Source organism: Haemophilus haemolyticus (genome assembly GCF_003493685.1).
Classification (GTDB): Bacteria; Pseudomonadota; Gammaproteobacteria; order Enterobacterales; family Pasteurellaceae; genus Haemophilus; species Haemophilus haemolyticus_O.
The window spans coordinates 16,706-28,913 of record NZ_QQJW01000017.1; the positions used below are offsets into that span (position 1 = coordinate 16,706).

The window sequence follows — 12,208 nt, forward strand, 5'->3', positions numbered from 1 at the left end:
AGAGTTTGGTGGTTGAGTATTTGAAAGTAGTGGGCTAAAATTCTCAACTAAACGAATGGGAAGTAATTGGTAGTGTAATTGCTTGAATTTATAAAAAAGTGCGGTGAAAATTCACGGCACTTTTTGTTATTCTAACTAACTAAAAATTAATTTTTAGCTGCTGCTGCCGCTTTTACAATTACTGCAAATGCAGGGGCTTTTAATGATGCGCCACCTACTAATGCACCGTCGATGTCTGGCTGAGTAAATAATTCAGCGGCATTTGCATCATTTACAGAACCACCGTATTGGATAATTACTTGGTCTGCCACGGCTTGAGATTTCGCAGCGATGTGACCGCGGATAAATGCATGAACTGCTTGTGCTTGTGCTGGAGTCGCAGATTTACCAGTACCAATCGCCCAGATTGGTTCGTATGCAATCACTGCACCGTTGAATGCTTCTACGCCTAATGCGTTGATCACCGCATCAATTTGACGTGCACACACTTCTTCTGTTTTGCCTGCTTCGTTTTCTGCTTCAGATTCACCAATACATAATACTGGCACTAAACCCGCTTCTTTAAGTGCGGCGAATTTTTTCGCCACAAATTCATCACTTTCTTTGTGGTAAGTACGACGCTCAGAATGGCCAATAATGATATATTTTGCACCGAAATCTTTTAACATTTCGCTAGAAATATCACCAGTAAATGCACCTTTCACATTGATATCTACGTTTTGTGCACCTAATTGAACCACACTTTTACCGCCACAGCTGCAACCACAACCAGAAAGTGCTGCTTCAGCCGTACCTAAATACATAACAGGGGGGGCAATTGCTACATCACAACCTGTTACATCATGTAATTCTGCTTTTAATCCCTCGATTAATTCTTTGGTGAACGCTTTGGAACCGTTTAATTTCCAGTTACCCATAACTAAAGGACGACGTGCCATTTTTGTTTCTCCATAGTTGATAAAATTAACTCGCTTACTATACCAAAATTTCGCCACGATTCTTTGCAGAAGATCATAAAATTAAAAAAATTCTCATAGAAAGATGATTATCTTGTGCTAAAAAGCTACAATTACCTGTATGGAACCAATAAAAAATAACCAATTATGAAACTTTTCAAAGCTGAACAATGGAATATTGACGTGCTTCTTCCTCTTTTTGAAGCCTATCGCCAAGCCTATGGACAAGCAGAGAATCCAGAACGCACCTTGGCTTTTTTAACTAATCGTATGCGTTTTAATGAAAGTCTGTTTTTTATTGCGGTGGATGAAAATGAAAAGGCTATTGGCTTTGTGCAACTTTTCCCTCGTCTTTCTTCTTTACAATTACAACGCTATTGGCAAATCACCGATATTTTTGTGTCGGAACATGCGCAACAAACGGAAATTTATGCGGCGTTAATTTCTAAAGCAAAAGACTTTGTGCATTTTACGCAATCCAATCGTTTAGTGGCAGAATTAGCGCAAAATCAATATTCAATGTTGGAATCGGAAGGGTTTAAATTAAACCCGAAAGAACGTTTATTTGAATTGAGTTTGTAATGCTAACCGCGTTAAATCGTTATTGGGATTATTTGCGGATTGAACGCCAAATGAGCCCTCACACGCTCACCAATTATCAACATCAACTTGATGCCATCATCAAAATCTTAGCGCAACAAGATATTCATGCTTGGGCACAAGTGACCCCCAGTGTGGTGCGCTTTATTTTGGCGGAAAGCAAAAAACAAGGCCTAAAAGAAAAAAGCTTGGCTTTACGTTTATCTGCACTGCGTCGATTTCTCAGTTTTTTAGTGCAACAAGGCGAATTGAAAGTAAATCCCGCCACAGGCATTTCTGCACCGAAACAAGGCAAACATTTACCGAAAAATATGGATGGCGAGCAAGTTCAACAGTTGCTTGCCAACGATAGCAAAGAGCCGATTGATATTCGTGATCGTGCGATTTTGGAATTAATGTATAGTTCGGGTTTACGTTTATCGGAATTACAAGGCTTAGATTTAAACAGCATTAATACCCGCGTGCGGGAAGTACGCGTTATTGGGAAAGGTAACAAAGAGCGTGTAGTGCCGTTTGGGCGCTATGCTTCACATGCCATTCAAGAATGGTTAAAAGTACGGGCATTATTTAACCCAAAAGATGAGGCGTTATTTGTTAGCCAGCTTGGAAATCGTATTTCTCATCGCGCTATTCAAAAACGTTTGGAAACTTGGGGCATTCGTCAAGGCTTAAATAGCCATCTTAATCCGCACAAACTACGTCATTCCTTTGCGACGCATATGTTGGAAGCCAGTTCTGATTTACGCGCGGTGCAAGAATTGCTTGGGCATAGCAACCTTTCCACCACACAAATTTATACTCACTTAAATTTTCAACATCTGGCGGAAGTGTACGATCAGGCTCATCCAAGAGCGAAACGTAAAAAGTAAAAATGCGGTGAAATTTCACCGCACTTTTGTAAGATGTTACCTCACCATTTTCTTTAACTGATACAAATACGATAAGGCTTGTTTAGGGCTTAAATCATCGGGATCTAGTTTTTCAATAGCTTCTCTTAGTGCATCCGTTTCTTGTTCAAACAATAATTCACCTTGAGTGTGATTGGCTTCACGCAATGCCTGAATTTGCTGATCGGCTGAATGGCCTGATATTTTTTCTAATTGTGTCAATTTCTGTTTTGCCAGTTTAATAACAGATTGTGGCACGCCTGCCAAAGCCGCTACTGCCAAACCATAACTTTTACTTGCTGCGCCATCTTGTACGGCATGCATAAAGGCGATGGTGTTGTTATGCTCAAGGGCATCTAAATGAATATTGGCGATGCCTTCTAGCTGTTCTGGCAATGCAGTTAATTCAAAATAATGGGTGGCAAATAATGTAAGCGAGCGGATTTTTTTGGCTAACCATTCCGCACAAGCCCAAGCTAAGGATAAACCATCATAAGTGGATGTGCCACGACCGATTTCATCAATAAGCACGAGACTTTGCTCAGTGGCTTGATGAAGAATATTTGCCATTTCAGTCATTTCCACCATAAAGGTTGAACGCCCTGAAGCTAAATCATCAGACGCACCAATTCGAGTAAAAATACGATCAATCGGCCCTATTCGCGCGCTGTCCGCCGGCACAAAGCTGCCGATATACGCCAGCAATGTAATTAATGCGGTTTGGCGCATATAAGTACTTTTACCGCCCATATTTGGCCCGGTGATAACTAACAAATGACGGTTGTGATTTAACTCCACTGGGTTGGTGATAAAAGGATCTTTCAATACTTGTTCCACGACAGGATGGCGACCATTTTCAATTTTCACGCTCACTTCATCACAGAATGTTGGCATAACATAATTGAGAGTGTCTGCCCGCTCCGCAAGATTGACCAATACATCCAATTCAGAAAGTGCAAGGCTTGCCAGCTGTAAGGTGCCTAAGTGCGGTAATAATAAATCAAATAATTCATCGTAAAGTTGCTTTTCTAATGCTAACGCGGCGCCTTTTGATTTCAGCACTTTGTCTTCATATTCTTTGAGTTCAGGAATAATGTAACGCTCTGCATTTTTCAGGGTTTGACGGCGAACATAATGAATGGGCGCTTTATGCGCTTGGCCTTGGCTAATTTGAATGTAATAACCATGCACTGCATTAAAACCGATTTTTAGTGTATCAATGCCTGTGTTTTCACGCTCACGTTTTTCGAGATTTTCCAAATATTGAGTTGCACCATCAGACAACATACGCCATTCGTCCAACTCGGCGTGGTAACCTTCAGCAATCACGCCGCCATCACGGATTAAAAGCGGGGGCGTTTCAATCAATGCACGTTGCAATAAATCGCACTGCTCGGTGAAATCGGCAATTTGTCTGAAAAGTGCGGTTAAAAATGGCGGTATTTTTTGTTGAACAATCGTGCGTAATGCTGGAATTTGTTCTAACGCCGTGCGCAAGCGAGTGAGATCGCGAGGACGCGCTGAACGTAGCGCAACACGCGCTAAAATACGCTCCATATCGCCAACTAATTGCAAATAAGGCTGAAGTTCATCAACCAAATCAAAATTCAGAATTTCCGCAATCGCTTGTTGGCGTTGTTTTAATCTTTCCACATCACGAATAGGCTGGTGAATCCAACGTTTCAATAAGCGGCTGCCCATTGGCGTAACGCATTTATCCAAGACAGACGCTAGAGTATTTTCTGTGCCACCCGCAAGGTTTTGCGTCAATTCAAGATTTCTGCGAGTGGCAGCATCTAACTGAATGCAGTCTTGATTTTGAATCAGGCTAATGCGTTGAATATGTGGCAATGCGGTACGTTGGGTTTCTTTTGCATATTGTAATAAACAACCTGCCGCACTTAAGCCTAGAGGGGATTTTTCCACACCAAAGGCGCGTAAATCTTTTGTGCCAAATTGGCGATTCAGTAAGGTAATGGCAGTACTAAGTTCAAATTCCCAAATCGGGCGACGGCGTAATCCCTTACAATGTTCAATCGCAGCCATTTCATTAAATTCTTCACAATACAGTAATTCCACAGGTGCAATACGTTGTAATTCGGCACGTAATGTTTCTTTATCTTTAGGTTCACAAAGCTGAAAACGACCAGAAGTCATATCCAACGTTGCCAAGCCAAATTTTTCTTTTTCTTGATATACTGCCGCAATCAGATTGTCTTGGCGTTCTGGCAAAAGTGCTTCATCGCTTACTGTACCAGGTGTAACAATTCGCACAATTTGGCGCTCAACTGGTCCTTTACTCGTCGCTGGATCGCCAATCTGTTCGCAAATCGCCGCAGATTCACCCAGCTGAACCAATTTTGCTAAATAGCCTTCCACTGCATGATAAGGCACTCCTGCCATTGGAATTGGTTGCCCTGCAGATTGACCTCGTTTCGTTAAAGAAATATCCAACAATGCCGCCGCTTTTTTCGCATCGTCATAAAACAACTCGTAAAAATCCCCCATGCGATAAAACAACAAAATATCTGGATTCTCTGCTTTGAGTTTTAGATATTGTTGCATCATTGGCGTATGTTGTTGGAAATTTTCTTCGGAAATCATCTATTTAATCCTTTTAATATATTGATTTTAAACAATATATATAAAATTTATTGTATCTAGTAGTTTCATTGGGTTTTATGAAGACTCACTAAATCCTATACTAAAATGTAGGTTTTTTTGTAGGTTTTTATAGCTTATAGTATAATATACATATAGCAAAAAACGGAATTTATCAGAATATTTTATGAGTAATGCTATGAAAAAGCCATTAACTACGAAAACTATTGAAATGATGAAGCCTAAAGATTTTGATAAAGCTGATATTGGTGAGTATTCAGGTCTAAGGGTAACTTGTGGTAAAACTGGTATAAAAACATTTTTTTATAGATATTCTAGCCCTATAACTAAAAAACTCACTCAAGTCAAAATAGGTTCATATCCTCAAATTAGCTTAGCTGAAGCTAGAAAACAATTAAAAGAATTGAAGAATATTCGATTATCTGGTCGTTGTCCTGCCGCTGAATTAAAAGAATTTAAGAAAGAACAAGCAGAGAAAGAAACTCAAAAACTCTTTTATGTTAAAGATCTTGTTGAACTTTACTTGTCGCAATATATTGAAGATCACTATAGTGAAAATGGTCGTTTAATAGTTGGAGCAAGAAAACCTAAAGGACAAGATGAAGTTAGGCGTACATTATACAATGATGTTGTTATTCCATTTGGAGATAGACTAGCTTCATCAATTACAAGAAAAGATATAGCAGAACACATTACAAGTATTGTTAATGAGCGAGGTGCAAGTGTTCAAGCAGGTAATGTTCTTAGAGAATGGATAGCAGCGTATCGTTTTGCTATTGGATTAGATAAATTTGATGAAAATTTTGTAAATCCTGCATTATTAGCGAAAGAAACACTAAAAATGACAACTGTTAGGCTTACTAATAATAAAGGGACTAGAGCGTTTGATCAGCGTGAATTAAGTATATTTTTAAAATGGCTTAAAACTTCAAGTTTAACTAAAAAAATTCAAAATGTTTTTCTATTAACATTACTTACAGGTTGTCGAACAGGAGAAATTTGTGCCATTTCTTGGGCCGATATTGATCTAGAGATGAAAACTATTTTTCTTAGGGAAACTAAAACCGGTACATCTCGTTATGTTCAATTATCTAATCAAGCTGCAGAACTAATCAAGACATTTGATAAATCAACTAAATATCTCTTTCAAATGCGGCTACAAGAAAAGCCTATTCAGCAAAAATATCTTACAGAAAGAACTTGGACCCTTAGAAAAAAGGGAATAATGCTAGATATTGAGCACTGGTCACCACATGATCTACGCAGAACAGTTCGCACTGGATTAGCTAGATTAGGCTGTCCAAATGAAGTTGGCGAAGCTATTCTAGGACACTCTAAGAAAGGTATTGAGGGGACTTATAATTTGCATACCTATGACAAAGAATGTCGACTTTGGCTACAAAAATGGGCTGATTATTTAGACGATTTACTTATAACATAAAAAATAGGCAGTTTTCTGCCTATTTCTTTATTTTTTTGTTACAAGCAACTCTCTCCTATATGTTTCAGATAGCTTGGATACCACGCCATTTATTTCAAGTATATCCATTATTTCTACAGCTCGTATAAAGTCAATATTAAATTTACGCATTATCCCTGCAATCGATACTGTTCCAGTTTCAATTACAAATTTTCGTATATCTTCAAATAAAGGATCTAGGACACTCTCTATTCTGCGAGGTATATAAGGAATTTCCGTAGCAAAAATATCTTTGACGTATTGCGGTTTACCTTGATTTCGCCAAAAATCAGTTACATTAACGATTTCATCATTACTCACAAATGCACCATGAACATGAGTGATAGAAGATAATCCTATTTCTGAATAAAGCATATCCCTCGCCTCTAATAAGGGCACAGCCCTTTTTTCCTTAAGAATAAACTCAGAATTGACATCGCTAGCAACAGTCAATGTGATATGGCTAGGAATATTAGCTTTAATAAGGGAAGTTATGACATCACTAGAGAATTTTTGTGTTGCGAGAACCAAATGAATACCTACTAGATGAGCTTTATTTAAGATATGTATAATGCTTTCTTCTACCTGTCTACCACCAACTATCATTAAATCAGCAAACTCATCAATAATAGTTACTATACAACTCAACTTTTTCAATATCGGAGGAATTAAATCCAATGTATCACCAACTCTCCAAGTTGGATCTGGAATCGGCATTCCAAGATTCTCATATTCATCAATTTTTTCATTAAAACTACTAATGTCACTCACCTTCAAAATAGAAAATAAGCGATAACGACGTTTAACTTCATTAATACACCACGATAATGCTTGTTCTGCTTTTTTCATATCAGTGATGATAGGAGTAATTAGATGAGGAATATCATTGTAAATCGATAGTTCAACAACTTTTGGATCAATTAACATAAAATTAATCTGATCTGCCCTAAATCTAAATAATAAGCTAATAAGAATGGTATTAATACAGACAGATTTGTCTGCTCCACTCATACTGGCTATCAACAAATGAGAGGATTTGGCTAAATCAATCACTACAGGATTACCTTTTGTATCAGTACCTAAAGCAACAGGTAGTTTTATATTAGTATTCACAAATTCTTCAGAATTAATTATTCCTTTTAGTGAAATTATTTGATGATTACTATATGGTACTTCTAGGCATAATATATCCAAATCATCTTTTGTGATTCTAATAGATTGAATATTCAATAACTTAGCCCATTTTTTAGAATCTAGAAGTTTTTCTACATTTAAAAATTTTGCTTCAATACGATAGTTAATACCAATAGAACCAGCCTTACTCTTAATTTTTGCATTCTTAATACCAAATTTAGCTAGAGCTTTCTCTATATCAGACAAATTCACATTATAGTGGTTAGACAATAAATCTTTGGGTAATAGTAATGAATGAGATTTTTGCATATATTTCCAAATTAGATATCTACTAAAACTCTATGTACCTTCATTAAAGCTAAACTTGATTGATAAAAATAGTTCTCTTCTCAACTTTATTTATCAATATGCCTTCAATATTTTCTGTATAAGGATCAGTAATTAAACCTTCAAAATACCAATCTTCATCATCATTCATTATTTCTAGCCATATGGTTTCTTTTGTTACATCAGGTTTATTTGATACTAACTCAACTGTATAGGGATTAGTAAAAGTATTAACTGCACCGCTAAACCACACATAAGTTGTAGGTTCATTTTCTTCTTGTTCGTATTCAAACTTGATACTCAATATATTTGTTTTACTATTATATTTAACCCAACAAGGTAGGGATTCTCCCCAATATGATTGATTACTATCATCTAAATACTCTAGATATTCACAAGTAATATCCATATCATCTAATTGCATAGCTAATTATTCCTCTTCATCTAGATAAATTTTTAGATCGCCTAAATGCCATTGTTCACCATCCCAGGATACTACGCTTGGCATATTTTGTTGAGCAACATGGTTTCGTTTTTGTCTAAGAGTTCCATTTTTATCAAACCAATAATTAATCACAGTCATAGGTCTTGGTTGTAAAGTACGATTTTTGCTATTTAATGGAGCTTGTAGATAATATGTCAGTAAACGTTCAGGCTCTTTCAGGTAAGCTAAATAAGCTCCATTCATATTTGGATAAGGTGTAGACTCAATTAATCCTAACCAAACTTTCTTCTCATTCTCAATTTTCCAGTATTTATGGTGTGCTTTAAATCGAGAAGCATAGGATTGTACTGCAATACCACAATACTGAATTTGGCTTTCTGTATCTTCTTTTCGTTTGCCTGTGAATAAATAGAGCCCTCTCTCTTTTCCCCAATCTGATTCAATCACTTCAGAAAGCTCAAAAGGTCCATACCAATGAATTAATGTAAATGAATGTTGCATAAATAAATCCTTAAATAGGTAAAATTATTTAAAGATACTATAACCGATATTTTTAAAGGAGTAAAACAGTTACAAAATAGCTATAAAAGATGATTTTAAGGCTAGGTAATGTCGAAACTTTCAGTAACAGAAACCGATAGATTGATAGGAAAGCGGATTCAGCAAAAGCGTAAAGAGCTTGGATTAAGTGCCTCCGTGCTATCGGAGCAAATTGGCATCGCACAACAGCAACTTTCTCGTTATGAGCGAGGTGAAAATAAGATTAATGTTGCACATCTAGTCGAAATTGCCGCAGCATTGAATACCGAAATTAGTTGGTTTTTTATAGATTGCATATCAGATCAAAAAATTAATGATAAACAGAAATTTATTCCTGTTTCAGAAGATCGTATTAGAAATAGACTTTATGCTCATTTAGATAGGTTAAGTGCGGACAAAAAACGTGGTCTTTTAGTCTTCCTTGAGACTATTTTGTAGATGCTAAAAAACATGTTAAAATATTGATATATAAACATATTTTTATTTTGCATGAAAGCATTGCAACAGGGGGAATTAGACTGTTTATGCGGAATTTATAGCATAGTAAATGCAGTCTATTTCGTATCAAATAAGAAAATTAAGCGAAAACCATTATTTCACGAGCTACTTTTAGCTTATATGAATAACTGGGGTATTTATGATCTACTCACGAGTGGATTGGATCTTCACCAAATGAAGTATTTATTAAATCATACCGCTAAAATACATAAGCAAATAAGAATAGACTACCCTAACATAAGAAGACACTCAAAAATTCCCTTACTTATATCTTCTCATCTAGAAAGCCAATCTAACTCAATAGTATTATTCTCGACTAACTATCATTGGAGTTTGATAAAAAGTTACGATAACGAAAAATTAGTTCTTTTTGATAGTTGTGGTACAAATAGCGTAAAAATCTCTGAAATTTTACCTAGTTCACTATTTTTTATCTCTTTCATCCCTAAAGAATAAATAAGCAAGTAGGATTTCTCGATTCCATTTCTCTTTTTTCAGGGGAACATTTTTATCTAACAACTTAAGTAATTTATCTAAAGTCATATTTTCCTCACCTGCATATCTATAGATTTGACGCAATATTCTTAATTTTTCTTTTCTTGCGTGAATATAAATATAATAAGTAATAGCTAAAGATTTTACTTCCGCTTGTCTTATCTTTTCTCCTACTATTTCAAAGGCTTTTGCTATCTTCATCTGTCTTCTTGCTATTTTTTCATCAATATCCTCATAAGTATGGAATGTAACCGTCTTGGGAAAGCGTTCCTTGATTGATTTCCTTCTACGCTGTTGCTCTTCACAATTTCTCTTTTGCTTTCTTGTTTGTCCAATAAAATTCGTACTCACTTTTCTTCCTTAAACCAACTGACAGTCAGCAACTAAATTAATAAAACTGACAGTCAGTTATTTTAGGCTATTTATAACTGACTGTCAGCCAGTTTAAGAGCTAAAAATAGCTAAATATTCACTTCTGTAAAGGAAACCTCGCAAAGGGTAATTCCGCCTTTTGGTAATAAATGAGGTTTTTATGAAACTAATCAAACTAAGCCAAGTAATGGCAAAAACAACGTTATCCAAATCAACTATATACCGACTAATCAAAACATCTGATTTTCCACCACCAAAGAAACTGTCATTGAGAGCTGTTGCGTGGTTAGAAACGGAAATTGATGAATGGATTGTAAATAGAGGATGTGCATGTAATTCAAGTTCCAATCACTCTATTAGCACGTTACAAGCATATTTATTAAATAATACAACAACTCAATAGGAAATTAGCTATGAAAAATACCATTCTTGTAAACAGAAATGCTATTTATAGAAAGAATAACTTTATCTGTGTAGGTACTTTCAAAAAATACCCTATTTATATGGGAATTGATAAGCTATCTTTTGTATCAAAAATAATACCAGCTGAAGAATTCTGGGGTGTATACAAAAAATTTGATAAGTTAAAGCAGGTTAGATCTGGAAAATATGAGATATGTAGTATAAAAGTTAAACATTACCGCTGTGGTATAAAAATTACTTCGATGAAAAATCCTGATTTTTATCTGCTATTATCTTACGATTTCCCAAGAAAACTTAATGAGCCTAGAGTTAGATTTGAGTTATCTCCACAATATGCAAAAAATAGAGACATACCTAATGTGATCAAATGGCTGAAGAAACATATTGGGGTAGAGGTTATTGATATGCTGTTACAAACTAGTAGAGTAACTCGAATCGATCTTACCCTTGATGTACACAGCAAGCGATTTCTAAGAAATTATTACTTCTCTATTCCTAATGCTAGAACAGGGCGGAATTTCTTAGGTAACGAAGATGATTGTAAGAACAATTATGCTATTGGTTCTCAACGTTCTAGTTCTTACCTTTTAGTATATGAGAAACTAAAATTTCAAGAAGTTGAAGATGTTTACCAAAATAACCTTATAGTTAAGAGAGAACATATTAAGCGGAGCATTACTCGCTTAGAATTAAGAATAAAACCGCCATATCAACAACCACTTTTTCTATCGGAGGTTTCAATGCTAGAAAACCCATTCAGTAGAATTCTCATTTATAGAAGAAATAAAATCGCCTCTCAATTTAAGGATTTCCTTCCTTATATAAAAGAGGAGAAAAGTATTCCTCTAGCGGTTAAATCGTATCTACAAGCTAAAGTAGATGATGATACAAAGGTGAATAGAAACTTAAGACTAAAAACGAATAGATGTCTTGAAAAGTGTAAAAGTAAGTTTATACTCAACATTGATTGGTCAAAATACCCAGATATCATAGACAATTCTATTGGGTATTTCACTCAAACATCTCTGAGATAATTTGCCCCCTCAGCTATAAAAGCTACATAAGTGTAGGTTATTATGTAGCTTTTCATTTCCAAAACGCGTGAACCCTTGCAAATAAACAAACATAGCCTTATGCATCAGCTGTTGGAAATTTTCTTCAGAAGTCATGTCATTACCTGTTTTGGAAACTGAATAAAGAGAGATTTTATGGCGATTATTTTAGGTGTCGAAAGGGGAAAAAGCCAGATAAAAAAGAGCGGTGAAAATTTGTTGAGTTTTTTGATCTGACCCCAAAAAGTTAGACTGTTATTTAAAGGATTGTTTTCGATATTGTATCGGACTCAGTCCTTTTAATTTTAGTTGAATCCGTCGGTGGTTATAGTAATCCAAATAATCCCTGACGGCATCAACTATCTCTTCTCTACTGTTAAATTCCCGACCATAAAAAC

General features: G+C 35.8%; 13 protein-coding genes. 6 read left to right on the plus strand and 7 right to left on the minus strand.

Annotated features, from left to right (window positions below; all coding sequences use genetic code 11):
• Positions 1-146: 146 nt before the first annotated feature.
• Complete coding sequence (tpiA, locus tag DV434_RS10090) at positions 147-938, minus strand: triose-phosphate isomerase (RefSeq protein WP_118785492.1); 792 nt, start codon at positions 936-938, stop codon at positions 147-149.
• Positions 939-1,103: 165 nt separating this feature from the next.
• On the opposite strand from tpiA, the gene DV434_RS10095 reads away from it, so the two are divergent.
• Both DV434_RS10095 and xerC read left to right on the plus strand, forming a co-directional pair.
• Positions 1,104-1,538, plus strand: coding sequence for a GNAT family N-acetyltransferase (locus DV434_RS10095; protein ID WP_118785493.1), 435 nt, complete (start codon positions 1,104-1,106; stop codon positions 1,536-1,538).
• Positions 1,538-2,425, plus strand: a complete 888-nt coding sequence (gene xerC / locus DV434_RS10100; protein WP_005644230.1) for a tyrosine recombinase XerC — start codon at positions 1,538-1,540, stop codon at positions 2,423-2,425. Before DV434_RS10095 ends, xerC begins: the two co-directional genes overlap by 1 nt.
• Before the next feature lie 36 nt (positions 2,426-2,461).
• Here the strand turns inward: xerC and mutS are convergent, their stop codons facing one another.
• The gene (gene mutS, locus DV434_RS10105) at positions 2,462-5,047 is read right to left on the minus strand and encodes a DNA mismatch repair protein MutS (RefSeq protein ID WP_118785494.1); all 2,586 of its coding nucleotides are present in this window, start codon (positions 5,045-5,047) and stop codon (positions 2,462-2,464) included.
• Positions 5,048-5,243: 196 nt separating this feature from the next.
• Here mutS and DV434_RS10110 point away from each other — a divergent pair, with 196 nt between their 5' ends.
• A complete protein-coding gene (locus tag DV434_RS10110) occupies positions 5,244-6,506 on the plus strand; it encodes a tyrosine-type recombinase/integrase (RefSeq protein WP_239994349.1) in 1,263 nt (420 codons plus the stop codon).
• A 27-nt stretch (positions 6,507-6,533) separates the two neighbouring features.
• Here DV434_RS10110 and DV434_RS10115 read toward each other — a convergent pair whose 3' ends face one another.
• From DV434_RS10115 to DV434_RS10125, 3 genes are read right to left on the minus strand one after another with little or no spacing between them, the layout of a single operon-like run.
• Positions 6,534-7,967, minus strand: a complete 1,434-nt coding sequence (locus DV434_RS10115) for an FtsK/SpoIIIE domain-containing protein (protein ID WP_118785496.1) — start codon at positions 7,965-7,967, stop codon at positions 6,534-6,536.
• 49 nt (positions 7,968-8,016) lie between these two features.
• Positions 8,017-8,409 carry a hypothetical protein gene (locus DV434_RS10120; RefSeq protein ID WP_111696184.1) on the minus strand — a complete coding sequence of 131 codons (393 nt, stop codon included), beginning with the start codon at positions 8,407-8,409 and terminating at the stop codon, positions 8,017-8,019.
• Between the two features lie 6 nt (positions 8,410-8,415).
• Positions 8,416-8,931, minus strand: coding sequence for a hypothetical protein (locus tag DV434_RS10125; protein WP_032827201.1), 516 nt, complete (start codon positions 8,929-8,931; stop codon positions 8,416-8,418).
• A gap of 108 nt (positions 8,932-9,039) precedes the next feature.
• Between DV434_RS10125 and DV434_RS10130 the strand changes: the two genes are divergently transcribed.
• Positions 9,040-9,408 (plus strand): helix-turn-helix domain-containing protein, encoded by a 369-nt coding sequence (locus DV434_RS10130; RefSeq protein WP_005699313.1) that lies wholly within the window; start codon positions 9,040-9,042, stop codon positions 9,406-9,408.
• A gap of 483 nt (positions 9,409-9,891) precedes the next feature.
• Here DV434_RS10130 and DV434_RS10135 read toward each other — a convergent pair whose 3' ends face one another.
• On the minus strand, positions 9,892-10,314 hold the full coding sequence (locus DV434_RS10135) for a hypothetical protein (RefSeq protein ID WP_049366711.1): 423 nt from the start codon (positions 10,312-10,314) through the stop codon (positions 9,892-9,894).
• 181 nt (positions 10,315-10,495) lie between these two features.
• Here DV434_RS10135 and DV434_RS10140 point away from each other — a divergent pair, with 181 nt between their 5' ends.
• Together DV434_RS10140 and DV434_RS10145 are read left to right on the plus strand one after the other, a co-directional pair.
• Entirely contained in the window at positions 10,496-10,738 is a 243-nt protein-coding gene (locus DV434_RS10140; RefSeq protein ID WP_046938925.1) for an AlpA family transcriptional regulator, read from the plus strand.
• 10 nt (positions 10,739-10,748) lie between these two features.
• Complete coding sequence (locus DV434_RS10145; protein ID WP_005699267.1) at positions 10,749-11,792, plus strand: hypothetical protein; 1,044 nt, start codon at positions 10,749-10,751, stop codon at positions 11,790-11,792.
• A gap of 273 nt (positions 11,793-12,065) precedes the next feature.
• On the opposite strand, the gene DV434_RS10150 is transcribed toward DV434_RS10145, so the two are convergent.
• Positions 12,066-12,208: IS3 family transposase (locus DV434_RS10150; protein ID WP_153065763.1), on the minus strand; the 143-nt coding region annotated here is incomplete at its 5' end.